17 protein-coding genes are annotated in these 23,377 nt (G+C 72.7%); 4 read left to right on the top strand and 13 right to left on the bottom strand.

From position 1 onward, the window contains the following. Nucleotides 1-116 precede the first annotated feature (116 nt). The 3 genes from glgB to glgA form a co-directional block, all read right to left on the bottom strand. The gene (gene glgB, locus AB0D32_RS07695) at nucleotides 117-2,219 is read right to left on the bottom strand and encodes a 1,4-alpha-glucan branching protein GlgB (protein ID WP_357086188.1); all 2,103 of its coding nucleotides are present in this window, start codon (nucleotides 2,217-2,219) and stop codon (nucleotides 117-119) included. Next, nucleotides 2,207-4,300, bottom strand: coding sequence for a maltotransferase domain-containing protein (locus tag AB0D32_RS07700; RefSeq protein ID WP_357086190.1), 2,094 nt, complete (start codon nucleotides 4,298-4,300; stop codon nucleotides 2,207-2,209). The genes glgB and AB0D32_RS07700 overlap by 13 nt, the downstream gene beginning before the upstream one ends. 105 nt (nucleotides 4,301-4,405) lie before the next feature. Beyond that, a complete protein-coding gene (glgA, locus tag AB0D32_RS07705) occupies nucleotides 4,406-5,608 on the bottom strand; it encodes a glycogen synthase (RefSeq protein ID WP_357086192.1) in 1,203 nt (400 codons plus the stop codon). Nucleotides 5,609-5,679: 71 nt separating this feature from the next. Here glgA and glgC point away from each other — a divergent pair, with 71 nt between their 5' ends. Both glgC and pgm read left to right on the top strand, forming a co-directional pair. Continuing rightward, nucleotides 5,680-6,912 (top strand): glucose-1-phosphate adenylyltransferase, encoded by a 1,233-nt coding sequence (glgC, locus tag AB0D32_RS07710; protein WP_357086194.1) that lies wholly within the window; start codon nucleotides 5,680-5,682, stop codon nucleotides 6,910-6,912. Next, entirely contained in the window at nucleotides 6,909-8,555 is a 1,647-nt protein-coding gene (gene pgm, locus AB0D32_RS07715) for a phosphoglucomutase (alpha-D-glucose-1,6-bisphosphate-dependent) (protein ID WP_357086196.1), read from the top strand. Before glgC ends, pgm begins: the two co-directional genes overlap by 4 nt. 30 nt (nucleotides 8,556-8,585) lie before the next feature. Here the strand turns inward: pgm and AB0D32_RS07720 are convergent, their stop codons facing one another. From AB0D32_RS07720 to AB0D32_RS07735, 4 genes are all read right to left on the bottom strand, one after another. Next, nucleotides 8,586-9,515, bottom strand: coding sequence for an NAD(+)/NADH kinase (locus AB0D32_RS07720; protein ID WP_357086198.1), 930 nt, complete (start codon nucleotides 9,513-9,515; stop codon nucleotides 8,586-8,588). 9 nt (nucleotides 9,516-9,524) lie between these two features. Next, nucleotides 9,525-10,892 (bottom strand): O-antigen ligase family protein, encoded by a 1,368-nt coding sequence (locus AB0D32_RS07725; protein ID WP_357086200.1) that lies wholly within the window; start codon nucleotides 10,890-10,892, stop codon nucleotides 9,525-9,527. A gap of 161 nt (nucleotides 10,893-11,053) precedes the next feature. Continuing rightward, complete coding sequence (locus tag AB0D32_RS07730) at nucleotides 11,054-11,488, bottom strand: hypothetical protein (protein ID WP_357086202.1); 435 nt, start codon at nucleotides 11,486-11,488, stop codon at nucleotides 11,054-11,056. A gap of 268 nt (nucleotides 11,489-11,756) precedes the next feature. After that, complete coding sequence (locus AB0D32_RS07735) at nucleotides 11,757-14,228, bottom strand: Tex family protein (RefSeq protein ID WP_357086204.1); 2,472 nt, start codon at nucleotides 14,226-14,228, stop codon at nucleotides 11,757-11,759. A gap of 135 nt (nucleotides 14,229-14,363) precedes the next feature. Here AB0D32_RS07735 and dgt point away from each other — a divergent pair, with 135 nt between their 5' ends. Beyond that, nucleotides 14,364-15,875: a dGTP triphosphohydrolase gene (dgt, locus tag AB0D32_RS07740; protein WP_357086206.1), complete on the top strand. Its 1,512-nt coding sequence runs from the start codon at nucleotides 14,364-14,366 to the stop codon at nucleotides 15,873-15,875. Nucleotides 15,876-15,888: 13 nt separating this feature from the next. Here the strand turns inward: dgt and AB0D32_RS07745 are convergent, their stop codons facing one another. The 6 genes from AB0D32_RS07745 to AB0D32_RS07770 all read right to left on the bottom strand — a co-directional run bounded on the left by AB0D32_RS07745 (nucleotide 15,889) and on the right by AB0D32_RS07770 (nucleotide 22,346). Then, a complete protein-coding gene (locus tag AB0D32_RS07745; protein ID WP_357086208.1) occupies nucleotides 15,889-17,034 on the bottom strand; it encodes an MBL fold metallo-hydrolase in 1,146 nt (381 codons plus the stop codon). Between the two features lie 109 nt (nucleotides 17,035-17,143). Beyond that, the gene (locus AB0D32_RS07750) at nucleotides 17,144-18,145 is read right to left on the bottom strand and encodes a serine hydrolase (protein ID WP_357086210.1); all 1,002 of its coding nucleotides are present in this window, start codon (nucleotides 18,143-18,145) and stop codon (nucleotides 17,144-17,146) included. A gap of 58 nt (nucleotides 18,146-18,203) precedes the next feature. Beyond that, nucleotides 18,204-18,659 (bottom strand): hypothetical protein, encoded by a 456-nt coding sequence (locus AB0D32_RS07755; protein WP_357086212.1) that lies wholly within the window; start codon nucleotides 18,657-18,659, stop codon nucleotides 18,204-18,206. A 303-nt stretch (nucleotides 18,660-18,962) separates the two neighbouring features. Then, entirely contained in the window at nucleotides 18,963-19,727 is a 765-nt protein-coding gene (locus tag AB0D32_RS07760; protein ID WP_357086214.1) for a succinate dehydrogenase/fumarate reductase iron-sulfur subunit, read from the bottom strand. Then, a complete protein-coding gene (locus AB0D32_RS07765; RefSeq protein ID WP_357086216.1) occupies nucleotides 19,724-21,661 on the bottom strand; it encodes a fumarate reductase/succinate dehydrogenase flavoprotein subunit in 1,938 nt (645 codons plus the stop codon). Before AB0D32_RS07765 ends, AB0D32_RS07760 begins: the two co-directional genes overlap by 4 nt. Before the next feature lies 1 nt (nucleotide 21,662). Continuing rightward, the gene (locus AB0D32_RS07770) at nucleotides 21,663-22,346 is read right to left on the bottom strand and encodes a succinate dehydrogenase cytochrome b subunit (RefSeq protein WP_357086544.1); all 684 of its coding nucleotides are present in this window, start codon (nucleotides 22,344-22,346) and stop codon (nucleotides 21,663-21,665) included. A gap of 83 nt (nucleotides 22,347-22,429) precedes the next feature. Between AB0D32_RS07770 and AB0D32_RS07775 the strand changes: the two genes are divergently transcribed. Beyond that, on the top strand, nucleotides 22,430-23,359 hold the full coding sequence (locus AB0D32_RS07775; protein ID WP_357086218.1) for a LysR family transcriptional regulator: 930 nt from the start codon (nucleotides 22,430-22,432) through the stop codon (nucleotides 23,357-23,359). The last annotated feature ends 18 nt before the right edge of the window (nucleotides 23,360-23,377 follow it).

The following is a 23,377-nucleotide window of genomic DNA, read 5'->3' on the forward strand; positions in this document are numbered from 1 at the left end:
GCCGATCTTGCAGTTTCAGCCCCGACGTTTTGGTCTTTCGGGACATAGCTGGGGCAGAAACTGCAAGATCGCGGCGGCTGGCGGCTGGCGGCTGGCGCTGGCGGCTGGGCGGCGGATCAGTCGCGGCGCAGCCAGAGGACGCCGAGTGGGGGCACCCGCAGCGCCGCCGAGGTGGGCATCCCGTGCCAGCGCACGTCCTCGGCTCGCACCGCGCCCAGGTTGCCCACCCCGGATCCGCCGTAGTGGTGGGCGTCGGTGTTGAGCACCTCCGCCCAGGTGCCGCCGGCCGGCAGCCCGACCCGGTAGTCCTCCAGCGGCGTGGCGGAGAAGTTCGCCACGCACACCAGGGTCGCGCCGTCGGGGGCGATCCGGACGAACGAGACGGTGTTGTTGGCGACGTCGTCCCCGGCGATCCAGCGGAAGCCGGCCGGTTCCGTGTCCTGCGCCCACAGCGCCGGGGTGTCCCGGTAGACGGCGTTGAGGTCGGCGACCAGCCGCTGCACACCGGCGCGGGCCGGGTCGTGCAGCAGGTACCAGTCGAGGCCGCGTTCCTCGCTCCACTCCCGGTCGTCGGCCAGCTCACAGCCCATGAAGAGCAGTTGCTTGCCCGGGTGGGCCCACATGTAGGCGAGCAGGGCACGGACGTTGGCCAGCCGCTGCCAGGTGTCGCCGGGCATCTTGCCGGCCAGCGAGCCCTTGCCGTGCACCACCTCGTCGTGGCTGATCGGCAGCACGTAGTTCTCGCTCCAGGCGTACGCCAGCGAGAAGGTGAGCTGATGGTGGTGGTGCTGCCGGTAGACCGGGTCCTTCGAGGTGTAGAGCAGGGTGTCGTGCATCCAGCCCATGTTCCACTTGAACCCGAAGCCGAGCCCGCCGGTGTCGGTCGAGCGGGTGACCCCCGGCCAGGCGGTGGACTCCTCGGCGATCAGCACCACCCCGGGGTGGTGCTTGTAGACGGTCGCGTTCACCTCCTGCATGAACGCGATGGCCTCCAGGTTCTCCCGGCCGCCGTACCGGTTGGGCAGCCACTGCCCCTCCTGACGGGAGTAGTCCAGGTAGAGCATCGAGGCGACCGCGTCCACCCGCAGCCCGTCGACGTGGAACTGCTCGAACCAGTAGAGCGCGTTGGCGACCAGGAAGTTGCGCACCTCGGGGCGGCCGAAGTCGAAGACGTACGTGCCCCAGTCGGGGTGCTCGCCCCGGCGCGGGTCGGGGTGCTCGTAGAGGGGGGTGCCGTCGAAGCGCGCGAGGGCCCACTCGTCCTTGGGGAAGTGCGCCGGCACCCAGTCCAGGATCACCCCGATCCCGGCGGCGTGCAGGGTGTCCACGAGGTGCCGGAAGTCGTCCGGGTTGCCGAACCGGGACGTCGGCGCGTAGTAGCCGGTGACCTGGTAGCCCCAGGAACCGCCGAACGGATGCTCCATCACGGGCAGGAACTCCACGTGCGTGAAGCCCATCTCCGTGACGTACGCGGTCAGCTGCTCGGCCAACTCCCGGTAGCCCAGCCCGGGACGCCACGAGCCGAGATGCACCTCGTAGACGCTCATCGGTTCCTGGTGGGGCTGCCGCCGGGACCGCCGCTCCAGCCAGGCGGCGTCGTCCCAGCCGTACGTCGAGTGGTGCACCACGGAGGCGGTGGCCGGCGGCACCTCCGCGTACGCCGCCAGGGGGTCGGCCTTGTCCCGCCACTGCCCGTCGGCGCCCAGGATCCGGTACTTGTAGCGGGCTCCCGCCGCGGCGTCGGGGACGAACAGCTCCCACACGCCGCTGCCGCCGAGCGAGCGCATCGGCCAGCCGTCGTCGGGCGCCCAGCCGGTGAAGTCGCCGACCACCCGGACCCCGCGCGCGTTGGGCGCCCACACGGTGAACGCCACGCCCTCGTCGAAGACCCGGGCGCCGAGCGCCTCCCAGAGCCGCTCGTGCCGGCCCTCCGCGATCAGGTGCAGGTCCAGCTCGCCCAGGGTGGGCGGGTAGCGGTAGGGGTCGTCGTCGATCCGGCCGTCGACCTCGACGCGGTAGTCGAGCACCTCGCCCGGCAGCGCCGCCTCGAACACGCCGACGTCGTGCACCCGCCGCATGGGATGCCTTTCGCCGTCGACCAGGACGGCGACGTCGGTGGCGCCCCGGCGCAGCGTCCGGACGAAGGTCCGCCCGTCGGCCGGGTGCGCGCCGAGGACGGTGTGCGGGTCGTGCGTGGCGCCGGCGATCAGCTCGTCCATCGGGCGTCGTCCTCCTGGGCCGCAGCGGTGGGGGCGGTACCGCCCGACAGGTGGTCGGGAACGTTCTCGACGGTCAGGTCCCCAGCCACCGTCGCCGACGCCGGGCCGGCGCCGGGGGCGGGCCGCCGCACGGTCAGCACGTGCGCCGGTTGCAGGTACGGGTCGAGGCGTACGGCGTTGCGCTGCCCCCAGTCGTAGCTGGCGCCGGTCAGCTCGTCGTGCACGGTGAACCGGTCGTGCCAGTCGAATCCGAGCGCGGGCATGTCGAGCGTGGTGTTGCCCCACTGCACCTCCCGCGAGTCGAACGAGCAGACCACTAGCACCGTGTTGCCCGTCTCCGGGTCGTGCTTGGACCAGCAGAGCAGCGCCGGGTTGTCGATCTCGTGGAAGCGCAGGTTGCGCAGCTGGTGCAGGGCCGGGTTCTCCCGGCGTACGCGGTTGAGCACGGCGACGAACGGTGCGAGGGAACGGCCCTGCGCCTGCGCGTCGGCCCAGTCCCGGGGGCGCAGCTCGTACTTCTCGTTGTCCAGGTATTCCTCCGCGCCGGGGCGGGCGGTGTGTTCGAAGAGTTCGTAGCCGGCGTACATGCCCCAGGAGGGGGAGAGCAGCGCGGCCAGCACCGCCCGGATCTTGAACATCGGCGGGCCGCCGTGCTGCAACGACTCGTGCAGGATGTCCGGCGTGTTCGGCCAGAAGTTCGGCCGCATGTAGTCGGCCGCCCCGACCAGTTCCTCACAGTACGCCCGCATCTCCGCCGGCGACGTACGCCAGGTGAAGTACGTGTACGACTGGGTGAAGCCGATCTTGCCCAGGCCGTGCATGATCGCCGGCCGGGTGAACGCCTCGGCGAGGAAGAGCACGTCCGGGTCGACCCGCTTCACCTCGGCGATCAGCCAGTGCCAGAAGTCGAACGGCTTGGTGTGCGGGTTGTCCACCCGGAAGATCCGGATGCCCTCGCCGACCCAGTGCAGCACCACCCGCAGCACCTCGGCCCGGATACCCTCCGGATCGTTGTCGAAGTTCAGCGGATAGATGTCCTGGTACTTCTTCGGCGGGTTCTCCGCGTACGCGATGCTGCCGTCGGCCCGGGTGGTGAACCACTGCGGGTGCTCCGTCACCCACGGGTGGTCCGGCGCGCACTGCAACGCCAGGTCCATCGCCACCTCCAGGCCCTGCCCGGCAGCGGCGGCGACGAAGTCCCGGAAGTCCTCCGCCGTACCCAGGTCGGGGTGGATCGCGTCGTGGCCGCCCTCGGCGGCGCCGATCGCCCACGGCGAGCCCACGTCGTCCGGCCCGGCGGTCAGCGAGTTGTTGGGGCCCTTGCGGTTGACCCGGCCGATCGGGTGGATCGGCGGCAGGTAGAGCACGTCGAAGCCCATCGCCGCGACACCCGGCAGGCGTTCGACGGCCGTGGCGAACGTGCCGGAACGGGCGGGCGCGTCGGCGGTCGCCGCGACCGCGCCCTCCGAGCGGGGGAAGAACTCGTACCAGGCGGAGAAGAGCGCCCGCCGGCGGTCCACCCAGAGCCGGTGCTCCTCGCCCGTGGTGACGAGTTCCCGGACCGGGTGCGCCCAGAGCAGCCCGGCCAGCTCCAGCGCCGGGGCGACCCGCCGGGGCAGCGGCAGCCGCTCCTCGCCCAGCGCCCGCACCGCCACCGCCACCCGGTCGGCGTCGGCCGCCGGCACCAGCTCGGCGGCGGCCCGGAGCACCCGGACGCCCTCGGCGAGGTCGTTGGCCAGCTCCTCCGGCCCCTGACCGGCGGCGATCTTCTTGGTGACGGCGTTCTGCCAGGTCAGGTACGGATCCTGGAACGCCTCGACGGCGAAGACCCACTCGCCGACCGCGTCGGGGCGGATCACCGCGTGCCAGCGGTCCTGCCCCGGCTCGCCGGGCCGCATCCGGGTGAACGGCCGGGCCCGCCCGTCGGGGCCCAGCCAGACCACGTTGCAGCCGAGCGCGTCGTGCCCCTCGCGGTAGGCGCGGGCCGACACCGGCACCGGTTCGTCGACCACCGCCTTGGCCGGGTAGCGACCGCAGGAGACGACGGGGGAGACGTCTTCGATCGGGAACCGTCCAGTCACCGGTTCAACCTACTGCGCGAGATCCTTTCGCGCGCGGCCAAGCGTGCCTACTGCCGACCAGAGGGGCCTGCGACGATCAGGTGCCGGATCGACGACCTTGCTGGCTCACCCCAGCAGCGAGCGGTAGAGGTCGAGGGTGCGGGCGGCGATGGCGTCCCAGGAGAAGTGCGCGACGGCGCGGCGGCGCCCGGCCCTGCCCCGCTCGGCGGTCTTCACCGGGTCGGCCAGCATCTCGTTCATCGCCGCCGCCAGGTCGGCCACGAACCGCTGCGGGTCCAGTGGCCGGCCGGAGCCGTCGGTGGCCTGCTCGATCGGCACCAGCAGCCCGGTCTCGCGGTCGGCGACCACCTCCGGGATGCCGCCGGTCGCGGTCGCCACCACCGCCGTCTCGCAGGCCATCGCCTCCAGGTTCACGATGCCCATCGGTTCGTAGACCGAGGGGCAGACGAAGACCGTGGCGTGGGTGAGCACCTGGATCACCTCGTGCTTGGGCAGCATCTCGGCCACCCACACCACCCCGGAGCGGCTCGCCCGCAGCTCGCCCACCAGGCCCTCCACCTCGGCGGCGATCTCCGGGGTGTCCGGCGCGCCGGCCAGCAGCACCAGCTGGGTGTCCGCCGGCAGGTCGCGCGCCGCGCGCAGCAGGTAGGGCAGGCCCTTCTGCCGGGTGATCCGTCCCACGTACACGACGCTCGGCCGGGCCGGGTCGATGCCGAGCCGGTCCACCACGTCCGTGCCGTGGTCCGGGGCGTACTGCGCCGTGTCGATCCCGTTGTGCACCACCCGGACCCGGTCGGGGTTGACCGCCGGGTAGGCCGTCAGCACGTCGCGCCGCATCCCCTCGCTGACCGCGATGATCGCGTCGGCGGCCTCGAACGCCGTGCGCTCGCACCAGGAGGAGAGCGTGTAGCCGCCGCCGAGCTGCTCGGCCTTCCACGGCCGCAGCGGCTCCAGGCTGTGCGCGGTAACCACGTGCGGCACGCCGTGCAGCAGCTTCGCGGTGTGCCCGGCCAGGTTCGCGTACCAGGTGTGGCTGTGCACCACGTCGGTGCCGGCGCACGCCGCCGCCATCTCCAGGTCCACGCCCATCGTCCGCAGCGCGGCGTTCGCGCCGGTCAGGCCCGCCGGCTCGGCGTACGCGGTGACACCCGGCTCGGTGCGCGGCGCGCCGAAGCAGTGCACCCGCACGTCGACGAGCCGGCGCAGCTCGCGGGCCAGGTACTCCACGTGCACCCCGGCCCCGCCGTACACCTCCGGCGGATACTCCCGGGTCAGCAGATCGACGCGAAGCGGTGCGGATGCCGTCATCCCCCGCACCCTAGTGCAGAAGTGTGCCCGTACGAGTGGTGAACTCCCACGGGGATGGATAGCGTCTGGACATGGCTGCCAAGGTGCTCGCGATCGTCCTGGCCGGCGGAGAGGGCAAGCGCCTGATGCCGCTCACCACGGACCGGGCCAAGCCGGCCGTCCCGTTCGGCGGGATGTACCGCATGGTCGACTTCGTCCTGTCCAACCTGGCGAACGCCGGCTATCTGAAGATCGTCGTGCTGACCCAGTACAAGTCGCACTCCCTGGACCGGCACATCACCAAGACGTGGCGGATGTCGACCCTGCTCGGCAACTACGTCACCCCGGTGCCGGCGCAGCAGCGCCGCGGCCCGTGGTGGTTCGCCGGTTCCGCCGACGCGATCTACCAGAGCTTCAACCTGATCAACGACGAGCAGCCGGACCACGTGATCGTCTTCGGCGCCGACCACATCTACCGGATGGACCCGCGGCAGATGGTGGAGGACCACATCGCCTCCGGCGCGGGCGTGACCGTGGCCGGCATCCGGCAGCCGCTGTCGACGGCCGACCAGTTCGGCGTGATCGAGGTCGGCGAGGACGGCCGGCGGATCCGGGCCTTCCGCGAGAAGCCCACCGACGCGGTCGGCCTGCCCGACGCACCCGACGAGATCTACGCCTCGATGGGCAACTACGTGTTCAGCACGAAGGCGCTGTGCGAGGCGGTCGAACGCGACGCGGAGGACAAGTCCAGCAAGCACGACATGGGCGGCAGCATCATTCCGATGCTGGTCGAGCGCGGCGAGGCCAACGTCTACGACTTCCGCGACAACGAGGTGCCGGGCAGCACCGACCGGGACCGCGGCTACTGGCGCGACGTGGGGACGCTCGACTCCTACTACGACGCCCACATGGAACTGATCAACGTGCACCCGGTGTTCAACCTCTACAACTTCGACTGGCCCATCTACACCGAGCAGCCGCCGTACCCGCCGGCGAAGTTCGTGCACCAGTGGGGCGAGCGGGTCGGCCGGGCGGTCGGCTCGATGGTCTCGCCCGGCGCGGTGATCTCCGGCTCGCTGGTGGAGAACTCGGTCGTGTCGCCGAAGGTGAAGGTGCACTCCTGGGCGCACGTGGACGGCGCGGTGCTGATGGAGGGGGTCGACATCGGCCGGCACGCGGTGGTCCGCCGGGCCATCCTCGACAAGAACGTGATCGTGCCCGAGGGCGCCGAGATCGGCGTGGACCTGGAGCGGGACCGGCAGCGCTACACGGTCTCCGACAACGGCATCGTGGTGATCGGCAAGGGACAGAAGGTGGAGCCGTGAGCAGTCATCCCCGGGCCGGCCAGCCCGCCCAGCCCGCCGACCTGGTCGACGTGCCGCGACTGGTGACCGCCTACTACGCGGAGCACCCGGATCCGCAGGACCCGGCGCAGCAGGTCTCCTTCGGCACGTCCGGGCACCGCGGGTCGAGCCTGCGCAACGCGTTCAACTCCGACCACATCCTCGCGGTCACCCAGGCGCTCTGCGACTACCGCCGGGAACGGGGCCTGGACGGGCCGCTCTTCCTCGGCCGGGACACCCACGCGCTCTCCGCCCCGGCGGCGGTGGACGCGCTGGAGGTGCTCGCCGCCAACGAGGTCACCGTGCTGCGGGACAGCCGCGACGGCTACACGCCCACCCCGGCGGTGTCGCACGCCATCCTCGCCCACAACCGGGGGCGCACCAGCGGGCTCGCCGACGGCATCGTGATCACCCCGTCGCACAACCCGCCCGACGACGGCGGGTTCAAGTACAACCCGACCCACGGCGGCCCGGCGGACACCGACGCCACGAGGTGGATCCAGGACCGCGCCAACGCCATCCTCGCCGACGGCATGAACGAGGTCCGGCGGATCCCGTACGCCCGGGCCCGCGCCGCCGAGACCACCGGGTCGTACGACTTCCTCGCCCGCTACGTCGACGACCTGCCGGCGGCGATCGACGTCGACGCGATCCGCGACGCCGGGGTGCGCATCGGCGCCGACCCGCTCGGCGGGGCGAGCGTGGCCTACTGGGGCGAGATCGCCGAGCGGCACCGGCTGGACCTGACCGTGGTCAACCCGACCGTCGACCCGACCTGGCGGTTCATGACCCTGGACGGCGACGGCAAGATCCGGATGGACTGCTCCTCGCCGAACGCGATGGCCTCCCTGATCGCCGCCCGCGCCGACTACCAGGTCTCCACCGGCAACGACGCCGACGCCGACCGGCACGGCATCGTCACCCCCGACGGCGGCCTGATGAACCCCAACCACTACCTCGCGGTGGCGATCGCCCACCTGTTCCGCACCCGGACGCAGTGGGGGCCGGCCGCCGCCGTCGGCAAGACCCTGGTCTCCTCCTCGATGATCGACCGCGTCGCCGCCGACCTGGGCCGCCCGCTGCTGGAGGTGCCGGTCGGCTTCAAGTGGTTCGTGCCCGGGCTGCTCGACGGCGCGGTGGGCTTCGGCGGCGAGGAGAGCGCCGGCGCGTCCTTCCTGCGCCGCGACGGGAGCACCTGGACGACCGACAAGGACGGCATCCTGCTCTGCCTGCTCGCCGCCGAGATCATCGCCACCACCGACCGCACTCCCAGCCAGCACTGGGCGGAGTTGGCCGAGCGTTTCGGCGCACCCGCGTACGCCCGGATAGACGCGCCGGCCACCCGGGAGGAGAAGGCCGTGCTCGGCAGGCTCTCACCGGAGCAGGTGACCGCCACCGAGCTGGCCGGCGAGCCGATCGCCGCCATCCTCACCACCGCTCCGGGCAACGACGCGCCGATCGGCGGGCTCAAGGTGACCACGGAGTCCGGGTGGTTCGCCGCCCGGCCGTCGGGCACCGAGGACGTCTACAAGATCTACGCCGAGTCCTTCCAGGGCCCGGAGCACCTGGCCCGGATCCAGCAGGAGGCGAAGGACCTGGTCTCGGGAGTCCTCGCGCAGGCGTGATCGCCGGCCCCGCCGCTCCACCCGGCCGGGTCAGCGGGGCGGGGGCAGCTCGCGGCGGTTGAGCCGGTCGCGCAGGCTCTCCGGGAGCAGCTCGCGAAGCTGGTCGGGCAGCAACGGCAGGTCCAGCAGGCTCAGCTTGAGCTGGTTGCGTTCCTGGTAGCGGCGCGGGTCGAGGCGGACGACCAGGCCGGCGTCGCGGCGGTAGCGCACCTCCACGGCGCCCTGGGTCGAAGCGTCCCGGATCACCAGGCCGTCCATCTCCACCGCGATCGGCCCGGAGCCGTCGCGCAGCTCCAGCCGGATCGTCTCGTCGGGGGAGAGCACCACCGCGCGGGAGATGCCGGCCATCGGTGCGGACGGGGACACCACCACCACGTCGGCGGCCGGCGAGACCAGCGGGCCGCCAGCGGCGTAGCTGTAGGCGGTCGAGCCGGTCGGGGTGCTTATCACCAGCGCGTCGCAACGGTAGTAGCCGTACTGCTGCCCGTCGACCGCGAGCGAGGCGTCGACGAAGCCCGAGCCGGGTTGGCGGATCAGCACGACGTCGTTGAAGGCGACGAGGTCCTCCCCGCAGAGGTCGCACACCAGGCAACTGTGGCTCTCCACCGTGAAGTCGTGCGCGACCAGTCGGTCCAGCGCCGTCGACAGCTCCGGCGGTTCCACCTCGACCAGGAAGCCGAGCTTGCCCACGTGTACGCCGAGCACCGGCTTCGGGTCGTGGACGGCCGCGCGTAACGCGCCGAGCATCGTCCCGTCCCCGCCGATGGCGATCAGGGCGTCCGACCGGGCGGCCACCTCGCCAACCGGCAGCGGCTCGACCGTGGCCGGCACCCGGTACCGGTCCTCCGCGCGTACGGCCAGGGCGATCCGGTGCCGGGCAGCCCAGGTCACGATGGTGTCGACCACCGCGGAGACGTCCCGGGTGGGGTGCAGCACCAGCCCGAGCCGGCTCCGGTCCATGCCTACAGCTCACCACATCCGCCGGGCTTCGTACGGCCGTACGCGAAGGTGCGCCGGCGACCGCGCGCCGTCCGCCCCGCGGGCCGTGGGCCGCCTCAGCTGAGGCGGGGCCGAGCGTCTACGCCTGCGTCGGCCGCTGGGTGGCGGGGCCAGCGCCACGGGCAGCCGGGACCAGAGCGCGAGCACCATCCACGCGAGCGGCGAGATCTCCCAGTGCCCGGTCAGCCAGATGGGAGTCCACCCGACGACCAGGACTCCCACCAGGAGGGCACTGCGGCGCGCGGACGTCGGTTCAGCGCCCCGGATCACATACGTGATCATCGCGATGAAGATGGCGATCCCCACCAGGCCGACGTCGTTGCCGAGGGTGAGCAGCAGCGAATGCGCGCCGATCCCGAAGTAGGGGTTGATGCCCGGGAACGCTCCCGCCCCGATCCCCACCAGCGGCGACTCCCAGAAGGACGCCTCGGCGATCGGCCAGACGAGCAGCCGCCCGGAGAGGTCGTCCAGCGGTCCGTTGAAGACGCTGTCCAGCCACTCCGGACGGTACGGGGTGAGATGCCCGAACGGCACGGCCACCAGCAGGAGGGCCGACAGCACCACCGACCAGGCCCAGGCGTGCCGGTGCGCCAGGGTGACGAGCAGGTAGCCGGCAACGGCGGCGAGGGCGATGAGGCTGGCGCTGGTTCCGGTCAGCACGGTCGCGTGGACGAACAGTGGGAACAGTGTCCAGAGCCCGGCGCGGACGGGTCGGTTCCCGACCCGGGCGACCAGCAGCATCACGCACACGAGAGTGCCGCTGGTCAGCGCGTACGAGGTGTGGTTGACACCCATGTCGTCCAGACCGACGCGTGGTGCGGGTTCCCCGGTGCCGCCGGCGAGGACGATCCGGACCGCCGTCCAGACCGTGCCGGCGAGCAGAGCACCGGCCACCACCAGCAGCCGTCGCCGAGTGGTCAGCACGTGTCGGGCGGCGACAAGGAGCAGCGCGACGGTCCACCAGGCCTGCACCGCGACCTGACTGGCGGCCGCGTCGCGGGTCCACATCAACGACGCGGTGACCCAGCCGCAGAGCAGCAGCGCCAGATGGTCCAACGGCCCGAGCCGGGGAAGCCGGCCGTTGCCGAGCAGCGCAAGCCCGGCCAGCCACAGCCCGAATCCGAACACCAGGTCGGGGTCGACAGGTGCGAGGGCAGCGGCGAGGCCGAGCGGCGGTACGCCGAGCCAGGTCAGCCTCCACCGCGTCTCCTCGGGCGCGGCGTGTGCGGGTCCGGCAGTGCGGGCCGGATGGAGGGGATCCCGGGGCACCGGGGCGGCGGACATCCCCGTCGCCGAATGGTCCAGCACGGACCCGTGCGCGTCGTACCGTCGACTCACGGCGCTCCTCCTCCCGCAGGCGGCGGCCGGCCGCCCCCCGCCCGGTCCGGGCAGGGGCGTACGGGCCATGGGCGCACCGCCGCGTCGACCGGCGGGCCGCTGTCGGCCCTGTCCGTCTCGGGAAGGTCAACGACGCAGAGGATTCGAGGTGGTGCTCACGGTCAGGGCGCCTCGTGGCCCGCGTCCAGCCGGCGGGTGAGCAGGGTGCGCAGCGGGATCGACTCGCCGTCCCGACCACCCGCACCGATGACGAGCGGCGGCGGACTGGGCTGCGGCTCGGCCCCGAACAGCCGGGCGCGCAGGCCGCCCGCCACCGTCAGCAGGTGGAACCGCCCGTCGACGTCGACGGCCCGGGTGCGGGCCCGGTCGACGTACCAGCCGCGCAGGCCCGTCCGGTAGCTCCCGCGCCCGTCGAGCCCCCGCGCGGTGAGCCGGTCCGTGGGCAGCCCGCGCCGGGTCGCCTCGGCGACGAACCAGGCCACGAGCTCCGCCGCCTCGGCGTGCTCGGCGGCACGTCGGCGCTCGTCTGCCGCCGCGTGCGCCCGCACCGCTCGCCGCTGCCGCTCCCGCCACTCCAGGCCGTCGCCCTCATCCACGACGGCGACGGTACGCCCCCCCGCCCGCCATCGGGAAGCGTCCAGCCGACGGCCAGCCGTGCCGCCGGGCGAGGTGTTCCCTCGCGGGCGCTGTCGAGCTGAGTCGTCCACGACATCAGGCTCGTGCCTGAATCGTCTGCGACATCAGCTCGACAGCGTCCCGCGGGTGCATACGTCGGGCCGGCCGGCACCGTCCGAACCGATACCGGCCACGCTCATAGCCAGGCCAGGCCAGGCCCCGTCCGGGCCTAGCCTGGCCTGGGTGGCGTCAGGCCAGCCCGGCCCGGCGCAGAGCGTCGGCCATGGCGTCGTTGGCCGGCGCGGACCCCGCTCCGCCACGGCCCTGCCGCTGCGCCCCGCCGCGCCCGCCGGTCTGCCCGCCGCGCCCGCCGCTCTGGGCGCCCCGGTCGCCGCGCCCGCCGCCCTGGCCGGTCTGGCCGCCCCCCTCGCCGCCCTGACCGCCCCGCGCGGCGCCCCGGTCGCCGCGCGGTCCGCCCTGCCCGCCGCGCTCGCGCCGCCCGCCGTCCGGGCCGCCGCGCCCCGTGCCCGCCTCCGCGTCGTCCTCAAGCCGGAGGGTCAGCGAGATCCGCTTGCGGGGCACGTCGACGTCGAGCACCTTGACGCGGACCACGTCGCCGGACTTGACCACCTCGCGCGGGTCCTTCACGAACGTCCGGGACATGGCCGAGACGTGCACCAGCCCGTCCTGGTGTACGCCGACGTCCACGAACGCGCCGAACGCGGCCACGTTTGTCACCACACCCTCCAGCACCATGCCGGGCACCAGGTCGCCGATCTTCTCCACTCCCTCGACGAAGGTGGCCGTGCGGAACTCCGGCCGTGGGTCGCGCCCCGGCTTCTCCAGCTCGGCGAGGATGTCGGTGACGGTGGGCAGGCCGAAGGTGTCGTCGACGAAGTCGCTGGCCCGCAGCCCCCGCAGGATGGCGCTCCTGCCGATCAGCGACCGCAGGTCCTGCCCGGTGGTGGACAGGATCCGCCGCACCACCGGATACGCCTCGGGGTGCACGCTGGAGGAGTCCAGCGGGTCGTCGCCACCGGGGATGCGCAGGAAGCCGGCACACTGCTCGAACGCCTTCGGGCCGAGCCGGGCGACCTTCTTCAGCTCCGCCCGGCTGCGGAACGGGCCGTTGGCGTCGCGGTGCAGCACGATGTTCTCCGCCAGGCCGGCGCCGATGCCCGAGACCCGGGTCAGCAGCGGCGCGGAGGCGGTGTTGACGTCGACGCCGACGCCGTTGACGCAGTCCTCGACCACCGCGTCCAGCGACCGGGAGAGCTTCACCTCGGACAGGTCGTGCTGGTACTGGCCGACCCCGATCGAGCGCGGGTCGATCTTGACCAGCTCGGCGAGCGGGTCCTGTAGGCGGCGGGCGATGGAGACCGCGCCGCGCAGCGAGACGTCGAGCCCGGGCAGCTCCTGCGAGGCGTACGCGGAGGCGGAGTAGACCGACGCGCCGGCCTCGGAGACCACCACCTTGGTGAGGTTGAGCTGCGGGTACCGCTTGATCAGCTCACCGGCGAGCTTGTCGGTCTCCCGGCTGGCGGTGCCGTTGCCGATGGCGACCAGCTCGACGCCGTGCGCCCCGGCCAGCCGGGCGAGGGTCTCGATCGAGGCGTCCCACTGCCGGCGCGGCTCGTGCGGGTAGATCGTCTCGGTGGCCACCACCTTGCCGGTCGCGTCCACCACGGCGACCTTCACCCCGGTACGCAGGCCCGGGTCCAGGCCCATGGTGGGCCGGGTGCCGGCCGGCGCGGCGAGCAGCAGGTCCCGCAGGTTCGTGGCGAAGACCCGCACCGCCTCCTCCTCGGCCGCCTGCCACAGCCGCATCCGCAGGTCCGCCCCGAGGTGGATGAGAACCCGGGTGCGCCACGCCCAGCGCACCGTGTCGGCCAGCCAGCGGTCCGCCGGCCGGCCCTTGTCGGTGATGCCGAACCGCCCGGCGATCGCCGCCTCGTAGCGGCTCGGCCCCGTGGCCACCGCGTCGGCCTCGCCGGCGTCCTCGGGCTCCATGGTCAGGTCGAGCATGCCCTCCTTCTCGCCCCGGAACATGGCCAGGATCCGGTGCGACGGCAGCTTCGGGTACGGCTCGGCGAAGTCGAAGTAGTCGGCGAACTTCGCGCCGGCCGACTCCTGCCCGTCGCGTACGCGGGACACCAGCCGGCCCCGCGACCACATCTGCTCGCGCAGCGTGCCGATCAGGTCGGCGTCCTCGGCGAAGCGCTCGATGAGGATGGCCCGGGCGCCCTCCAGGGCGGCGGCGGCATCGGCCACGCCCTTCTCCGCGTCGACGTAGCCGGCGGCGGTCTGGCGCGGATCCTGGCCCGGGTCCGCCAGCAGCGACTCGGCGAGCGGCTCCAGCCCGGCCTCGCGGGCGATCTGCGCCCGGGTCCGGCGCTTGGGCTTGTAGGGCAGGTAGATGTCCTCCAGGCGGGACTTCGAGTCGGCCGCCATGATCTGCGCTTCCAGGGCTTCGTCGAGCTTGCCCTGGCCGCGGATCGACTCCAGCACCGCCGCGCGTCGCTCGTCCAGCTCGCGCAGGTAGCGCAGCCGCTCCTCCAGGGTGCGCAGCTGGGTGTCGTCGAGCAGGCCGGTGGCCTCCTTGCGGTAGCGGGCGATGAACGGCACGGTCGCGCCGCCGTCGAGCAGCTCCACGGCCGCTCGTACCTGGCGCTCGGCGACGCCGAGCTCCTCGGCGATCCGCTGATGAACAGAGAGGGTCACGATCTCGATCCGCCTTCGGTGTGGGTTCCGCTCTGCATTGTGCCGGCCCGCACCGACGCCCGTCGCCGCCCCCGGCCCGGCGTGCCGGCGGTGACCCGTCGGCGCTGCCGGCCGCGCTGCGCTAGCGTGGCGATCATGGAACCTCCCGCGGACCCGCGCGCCCGGCGGCTCTTCGGCGGCAGCGCCCGGGCGCTCGGCGACCTCGCCACCAGCCCGTTCCGGGCCGACCGGGACCGCATCGTCGCGTCGCCGTTCTTCGCCCGGCTGAACGGCGTGACCCAGGTGGTCAGCCCCGGCGGCTCCGGCCTGCTCGTGCACAACCGGCTGACCCACAGCCTCAAGGTGGCGCAGGTGGCACGCGCCGTCGCCGAACGGCTCACCGCCGACGACCGGCACCGCGACCTGCTGGAGACGCTGGGCGGCTGCGACCCGGACGTGGTGGAGGCCGCCGCGCTCGCGCACGACCTCGGGCACCCGCCGTTCGGGCATCTGGGGGAGCGGGTACTGGACCGGCTGGCCCGGCAGCGGCTCGGGCTGACCGACGGCTTCGAGGGCAACGCCCAGTCGTACCGGATCGTCACCAGCACCGAGATCCGTGGCGCGGCGACCACCGGCCTGGACCTCACGGCGGCGGTGCGGGCGGCCATGCTGAAGTACCCGTGGACGCGGCTGGACCATCCCGACCCGCACCCCCGGCTGCTGGACCCGCCGCCGCGCGGCGCCACCGCGCCGCCGGACGACCCGGGTAGCGGCTCGTCGAAGTTCGGTGCGTACCGGACCGAGGTCGACGACCTGCGGCAGGCCCGGGAGCCGTTCGTCGGCCGGATTCCGGACTGGCAGCAGACCGTCGAGGCGTCGGTGATGGACACGGCCGACGACATCGCGTACGCGATCCACGACGTGGAGGACTTCTATCGGGTCGGGGTGCTCCAGGAGGGCGCGGTGGCCGCCGAGCTGATGGCCTGGCAGCGCGAGAGCGGGCACTTCCGGGCCATCACCGACGCGGCCCTGACCGCCGCCGCCCGGCGACCCGGCTCGGCGATCGAGCGGCTGCGCCGGCAACTGCACCGCAAGGACGCCTGGATCGCCGACGACGGGGCGTTCGCCGCCGCCGTCGAGCACGTCCGCGAGGAACTGGTGGAGGGGCTGCTGGCCATGCCCTTCGACGGCTCCATCGAGGCGGAGCAGTACGTGGCCAGGTTCTCCGCCCGGTGGACGACCCGCTTCGTCGACGCGATCACGGTGGTCGAACAGCCGGCGGTGCGGTCCGGCCACGTGCTGCTCGCCCCGGCGCAGTGGCACGAGGTGCAGGTGCTCAAGTTCGTCCACCACCGGTTCGTGCTGGCCCGGCCGGACCTGGCCCTGCACCAGCGCGGGCAGGCCCGGCTGTTGGGCACCCTGGTGGAGGCGCTGCTGGAGTGGCTGCTCGACCCCGAGGAGGAGTCCCGGCTGCCCCGCCGCCTGCACGACCTGGTGGAGCTCGCCGAGGCGGAACTGCACCCGCGTACGCCGGACCGGATCGGCAAGGCCCGCGGGCGGGCGATCGTCGACTTCGTCGCCCAGCTCACCGACGGCCAGGCGGTCGCCATGTTGGACGCCCTGTCGGGCCGCTCCGGGGCACTCTGGACCGACGCCTTCGTCCTCTGAGCCGGCACACTTCTCAGGCGACGGCCTGCCACCAGCCGTCGACGGGCGGCGGGTCGTCCACCACCACCCGCTCCCCGGGGCGGGGCACGGCGAGCCGCACGTCCCGGGCCTTCGTCTCGGCCCAGATCCGGTCCACCGGCTCGGACCAGTCGTGCAGGGCGAGGTTGAACGTCGCCCAGTGCACCGGGAGGAGCAGCCCGCCACGCAGGTCGAGGTGGGCGGCGACGGCCTCCTCGGGAAACATGTGGATGCTCGGCCACGCCCGGTCGTACGCCCCGATCTGCATCAGCGTGACGTCGAACGGCCCGTGCCGGGAGCCGATCTCGGCGTAGCCGTCGAAGTAGCCGGAGTCGCCGGTGTAGAAGACCTTCCGGTGCGCGCCGGCGACCACCCAGGAGCTCCAGAGCGTGCCGTCGCGGCGCAGCCCCCGGCCGGAGAAGTGCTGGGCGGCGGTGGCGGTGATCTCCAGCCCCGCCACCCGGTGGCTCTCCGACCAGTCCAGCTCCACGATCCGCTCCGCCGGTACGCCCCAGCGGTCCAGGTGCGCGCCCACCCCCAGCGGCACCAGGAACGGCGCCGACTGGGTGGTCAGCAGCGCCCGGACCGTCGCCATGTCGAGGTGGTCGTAGTGGTCGTGCGAGATCAGGATCGCGTCCACCGGGGGCAGTTCGTCGAGGCGTACCGGCGGCTCGTGCAGGCGGCGCGGGCCTACCAGGGCTGACGGCGAGCACCGGTCGCTCCACACCGGGTCGAGCAGCACCTTGTGGCCCTCGATCTCGATCAGCGCGGAGGCGTGGCCGTACCAGACGACGTTCAGCTCGCGTGCGACGTCGGCGGCCGGGGCGGCGCCCGGGCGCAGCAGCGGAACGGCCGAGCCCGGGCGGCGCTTCTGCTTGCCGAAGATCAGCTCACGTACCAGATCGCGGTCGGGGGCGCCGGCCATCGAGCGGCTGCCGCCCGGGTTGTGGAAGGTGCCGTCGCGGAACCGGGGCGAGCGGGCGGCCCGCTCCGCGCGGGCGCCGGTGAGCCGACCGCCGAGGGCCGCCGGCACGTCCCGGGCCACCCACGCGAGCCCGGCCAGCGCGGCCAGTCCGGCCGCCCCGCGTAGCCGCCGCCCGAGCGTCCGGTCGAGTCCCGCGCGTTCCGCTGGTGCGCCCATCGTCGTCCCTCCGCCGTGTCCCGTCGTACACGGTAGCCCGGTGGTCGAGGGACCGCCGGAAGGTCGGAAGGCCCGCCGGGACGGCGGGCCTTCCGCGTCGCGGGGCGGCTCAGCCGCCGTTGCTGGGCCGCTGCACGGCCGGCCGGTGGGTGACGCCGGTGCCGGTGAGGCGGTCGACCGCGGCGAGGAAACGCCGGCCCATCCGGGCCCGGGCCTCGACGGCGGGGTGCGTCGCGCCGTAGTCGTCCGGCTCGGCCTGCCCGTCCGCGAAGAGGGCGTACGTCAGCACGGGCGCGCCGGCGGCGTCGAAGATCACGCCGGCCTCGTGCCGGGCGTCGGCGAACCAGCCCGCCTTCGTGGCGACCCGGGCCCGCTCGGCCGAGGACATCACGCGCCGGATCCCGTCGGTGTACGCCACGGGGGCGCGTAGCTGCCGGAGAAGGAACGCCGTGCCGGACGGCGACAGCAGCGTGCCGCCCACCAGCGCGCGCAGCAGATCGTGCGTCTCGCGGGGCGTGCTGGTGCCGAGGAAGAACCGGTTGGGGTTGGCCACCGGCTGCACCTGCGTGTTCGGGAAGCCCTTGCCGCGCAGGATCTCGTTGAGCTCGGCGGCCGGGCAGACCAGGCCGCACAGCCGAACGGCCGTGTCGTCGGAGACGGTCAGCAGGTTGGCGAGCACGTGGCCGAGCGTCACCGAGCTCGGGTACGCCGCGTCCAGGCTGAAGATGCCGTCGCCGCCGGGCACCACGATCGCGGCGGTCACGTCGACCCGCTGGTCGATCGTCAGCAGCCCCCGGTCGACCTTGTCGAGCACCGCCGCGGCCACCGCGATCTTGTTGACGCTGTAGGCCTCGATCCGCCGGTCCGGCTCGTCGGACACCGCCACCACCGGCTCGCCGGCCGGGTCGGCGACGCTGACGTACGCCTGCCAGTTGCCGCCGGCACGCTCGATCTCCCGGGCGTACTTCGCGGCCACCCGACTGGCGGCCTGCGAGGGTGTCCTCGGAGCCGGCTCGTCGACCTCCGGGGCGGCGGACGCCGGCGCGGCGGCGCCTAGCACCGTTCCCGCCGTCGCCACCGTGCCCAGTCCCAGCGCGGTCCTGCGGTTCACCCGGATAGTCAATCGTCTCTCCCGTCGTGTGGCCCGGAGCGCTCTCCGGCCCACCACCCTAGGCGAATCGATCGACGCCGGTGACCCGGCGAAGGCCCACCACCTTGACGCAGCCGTCCTCCTTCTTCCGGAACATCTCGTACGCCTGCGGCGCCCGCGCCCGCGGCACCCGGTGGGTACGCAGGTCCGCCACGCCCAGCGGGTCGTCGTCGCCGGAGAGCAGCGGGATGATCTCGTCGGTCCACCGGCGCACGTGGCACTGTCCCATCCGCAGCTGGATGCCCCGGTCGAACATCTCCATCAGCGGCATCGGGTCGACCTCCCCGCCGCACACGCCGGAGACGGAGACGGTGCCACCACGCCGGACGGCCCTGAGCGCGGCCCTGAGCGCGGCCTTGAGCACCACCAGCCGGTCGGCACCCGCCCGGTCGGTCATGGTCCTGGCGAGATTGTCGGGCAGCAGCCCGGCGGCGGTCTGGGCGAGCTTGCCGGCGGGCGCGCCGTGGGCCTCCATGCCCACCGCGTCGTCGAGTCGAGTTGCCCCGTGGGATGGGGCGGCGGTTCGACCGGTAGGGCCGGCTTCCCCTGTCGAGTTGCCCCGTGGGATGGGGCACGCGGGAACAGGAGGCGCCGCGCGCCGGGCGGTGGGCGGTGGGCTGGTCTCACGGACGGGGCAGCTCGACAGGGGCCGCCGAGTCCTGCCCCGTCACCTCGACGGCCGTGAGGCCCGGTCGTCGGGCGGGCTGCCGGAAAGCGGACGGGCCGCCGTACCCGCAGGGGTACGGCGGCCCGTCCGTCCGCTCCGGTTTTCCGGTTCTCAGGAGCCGGGGGTGTTGTCGCCCCGCTTCGAGGTGGCCATCAGGAAGTCGCGGTTGAGCCGGCCGATGGTGTTCAGCGGGATGCCCTTCGGGCAGACCACGGTGCACTCACCGGCGTTGGTGCAGCCGCCGAAGCCCGCCTCGTCGTGCGCGTCGACCATGCCGATCACCCGGGTGTAGCGCTCCGGCTGGCCCTGCGGCAGCAGCGAGAGCTGGGTGACCTTCGCCGCGGTGAAGAGCATGCCGGAGCCGTTCGGGCAGGCCGCCACGCAGGCGCCGCAGCCGATGCACTCCGCCGCCTCGAACGCGGCATCCGCGTTGGCCTTGGCGACCGGGGTGGAGTGCGCCTCGGGGGCGCTGCCGGTCGGCGCGGTGATGTAGCCGCCGGCTGCGATGATCTTGTCGAAGGCGCCCCGGTCGACCACCAGGTCCTTGATGACCGGGAAGGCCCGGGCGCGCCACGGCTCGATGTCGATCGTCTCGCCGTCGGAGAACTGCCGCATGTGCAGCTGGCAGGCGGTGGTGCCGCGCTGCGGCCCGTGCGCGTCGCCGTTGATCATCAGGCCGCACATGCCGCAGATGCCCTCGCGGCAGTCGTGGTCGAACGCCACCGGCTCCTCGCCGGAGAGGATCAGGCGCTCGTTGAGTACGTCGAGCATCTCCAGGAAGGACATGTCCGGGGAGACGTCGTCGACCTTGTAGGTCACCATCCGACCCTTGTCCTCGGGGCCGCTCTGGCGCCAGATGCGCAGGGTCAGGTTCACTTGTAGCTCCGCTGCGTGGGGTGGACGTATTCGAACTTCAGGTCTTCCTTGTGCAGCACCGAGGGCTCGCCCGTGGCGGTGAACTCCCAGGCCGCCACGTACGCGAAGCGCTCGTCGTCGCGCTCCGCCTCGCCGTCGGGAGTCTGGTGCTCGGCGCGGAAGTGACCGCCGCAGGACTCCTCGCGGTGCAGGGCGTCGATGCACATCAGCTCCGCCAGCTCGAAGAAGTCGGCCACCCGACCAGCCTTCTCCAGCGACTGGTTGAGCCCGTCGCCGCTGCCGGGCACCTTGACCCGCTGCCAGAACTGCTCACGCAGGGCGCGGATCTCGTCGATCGCCTTGCGCAGCCCGGCCTCACTGCGCTCCATGCCGCAGTGCTCCCACATGATCTGGCCCAGCTCGCGGTGGAACGAGTCGACGGTGCGGTCGCCGTCGACGGCCAGCAGCCGCTGGATCCGGTCCTCGACGTCGGCACGGGCCTGCACGGCCGCCGGGTGCGTGGCGTCGACCTGCTCCAGGGGGCTGGACGCCAGGTAGTGGGCGATGGTGTTCGGCAGCACGAAGTAACCGTCGGCCAGGCCCTGCATCAGCGCCGAGGCGCCGAGCCGGTTCGCGCCGTGGTCGGAGAAGTTCGCCTCGCCGATCACGAAGAGACCCGGGATGGACGACTGGAGGTCGTAGTCGACCCAGAGGCCGCCCATCGTGTAGTGCACGGCGGGGTAGATCCGCATCGGCACCTCGTACGGGTCCTCGCCGGTGATCCGCTCGTACATCTCGAAGAGGTTGCCGTACTTGGCCTCGATGGCCTTGCGGCCGAGCCGGTTGATCGCGTCGGCGAAGTCCAGGTAGACGCCGAGCCCGGTCTGGCCGACGCCGCGCCCCTCGTCGCAGACGTTCTTCGCGGCGCGCGAGGCGATGTCCCGGGGGACCAGGTTGCCGAAGGAGGGGTAGATCCGCTCCAGGTAGTAGTCCCGCTCGTCCTCGGGAATGTCCCTCGGGCTGCGGGTGTCGCCCTTGGCCTTGGGCACCCAGACCCGGCCGTCGTTGCGCAGCGACTCGCTCATCAGGGTCAGCTTCGACTGGTGGTCGCCGGAGACCGGGATGCAGGTCGGGTGGATCTGCGTGTAGCAGGGGTTGGCGAAGTACGCGCCCTTGCGGTGGGCCCGCCAGGTGGCGGTGACGTTGCAGCCCTTGGCGTTGGTGGAGAGGTAGAAGACGTTGCCGTAGCCGCCGGAGGCGAGCACGACCGCGTCCGCGAACTCGGTGGTGATCTCGCCGGTGACCATGTCCCGGACGACGATGCCCCGCGCCCTGCCGTCGACGACGATCAGCTCCAGCATCTCGTGCCGGGCGTTCATCTCGACGTTGCCGAGGCCGATCTGCCGCTCCAGCGCCTGGTACGCGCCGAGCAGCAGCTGCTGGCCCGTCTGGCCCCGGGCGTAGAAGGTGCGCTGCACCTGCGCGCCGCCGAAGGAGCGGGTGTCCAGCAGGCCGCCGTACTCGCGGGCGAACGGGACGCCCTGGGCGACGCACTGGTCGATGATGTTGACCGAGACCTCGGCCAGCCGGTGCACGTTCGACTCCCGGGAGCGGAAGTCGCCGCCCTTGACGGTGTCGTAGAAGAGCCGGTGCACGGAGTCGCCGTCGTTGCGGTAGTTCTTGGCGGCGTTGATGCCGCCCTGCGCGGCGATGGAGTGCGCCCGGCGCGGGCTGTCCTGGTAGCAGTACGACCTGACCCGGTAGCCCTGCTCGGCGAGCGTGGCGGCGGCCGAGCCGCCGGCCAGGCCGGTGCCGACCACGATCACGGTCATCTTGCGGCGGTTGGCCGGGTTGACCAGCTTGGCCTCGAAGCGGCGGCGTTCCCAACGGGTCTCGACCGGGCCGTCGGGAGCCTTGGTGTCGGCGATCGGGTCGCCCTCGGTGTAGAGATCCATGTCAGGACACCAATCCGGTGAGTACGGCGAACGGGACCACCAGGTAGCCGACGCAGAGCGCGACGGCGAAGACCAGGGCCACGGCTCGGGCCCGCCGCTCGCCGCGCGGGCTCTGCTGGCCGAGGCTGCGCAGGGCGCTGAACAGGCCGTGCCGCAGGTGGAAGCCGAGGGTGACGATCGCCAGGGTGTAGAAGAGCGTCACGTACCAGCGTTCCGGGGCGAAGTCGGCCACCACGTTGGCGTACGGCCGGCTGGGGTCGCCGACGGGGTTCAGCGTGCCGGTGGTGAGGTCCAGGATGTGGTAGATCACGAAGAGCAGGATGATCACGCCACCCCAGCGCATCGTGCGGGCCGCGTAGCTGCCCTTGACCTTCTTGCGGTGCGCGTACCGCACGGGGCGGGCGGCGCGGGCGCGCACGGCGAGGACGGTGGCGGCCCAGATGTGGCCGAGCACCGCCACCAGCAGGCCGATCCGCATGATCCACAGGAACCACACGTCGGGCAGGATCGGGGCGCCGATCTCGCGCAGCCAGTGCGCGTAGTGCTCGAACGAGGCCGCCCCCGTGAAGACCTTCAGGTTGCCGAGCATGTGCGCGATGAGGAACGACACCAGCACGATGCCCGTCACCGCCATGACGGCCTTCAGGCCGACGCTGGAGCGGATGGGCGACCGAGTTTTCGTGATTACCACGCGATCGACGCTAGGAGTACTTGATTCAGTCGTCCAATGCATCGAACTCGCAGTCTTGATAGCCGTAGGCTATGTAGATGCAGCTCCATCAGCTCAAGTACTTCGTGGCGGTGGCGGAAGTACGACATTTCACCCAGGCCGCCGACATCGTCGGCATCACGCAGCCGTCGTTGAGTAAGCAAGTTCACGCTCTGGAGGAGGCCCTCGGGGCCCCGCTCTTCGAGCGGGTAAGGGGAAACATCACGCTCACCGCGGCCGGCGAGGTGCTGTTGCCCCTGGCCAAACGGATCCTGGCCGACGTGGACACCGCGACCCGCGAGGTGCAGGAGCTGGTCGGCCTGCGCCGCGGCCGGGTCCGGCTCGGCGCCACCCCCAGCCTGGCCACGTCGCTCGCCCCGCCGGTGCTGCGCCGGTTCCGCGACGCCCACCCCACCATCGACCTGCGGGTCGAGGAGAGCGGCTCGCAGGACCTGGTCCGCGGCCTGCTCCGCGGCGACCTCGACCTGGCGCTGATCATCATGCCGGCCCAGGGCACCGATCCCGGGCTGCGCGCCGACCCCATCCTGCGGGAGAGCCTGGTGGTCGCCTCGGTCGAGGCGCTGCCGGCGGCCACGGACACCGGCCAGCTGCGCGTCACCGACCTGCGCGACCAGCCGATGGTGATGTTCCGGGAGGGCTACGACCTGCGCGATGCCACCATCCAGGCCTGCCGGGAGGTCGGCTTCGAACCGACCATCGCCGTCGACGGCGGTGAGATGGACGCGGTGCTGAGCTTCGTCGAGGCCGGGCTGGGCGTCGCGCTGGTCCCCGGCATCGTGGTGGCCCGACGCCCGGGCGTGCGCGTCACCCGGCTGGCCCCGCCCGGCGTCCGGCGCACCATCGCGGTCGCCCGACGGCGCGACGTGGTGCCCACCCACGCAGGCCGGGAGCTGCGCCGGATACTGCTGGACTACGTCCGCGACGCCACCACCGACGGGGACCTGCCGCCGGGCGTCGAGCCGCTCTGACCCTGCCGGCGGGTGCGC

Source organism: Micromonospora sp. NPDC048170, from assembly GCF_040652795.1.
GTDB lineage: Bacteria > Actinomycetota > Actinomycetes > Mycobacteriales > Micromonosporaceae > Micromonospora.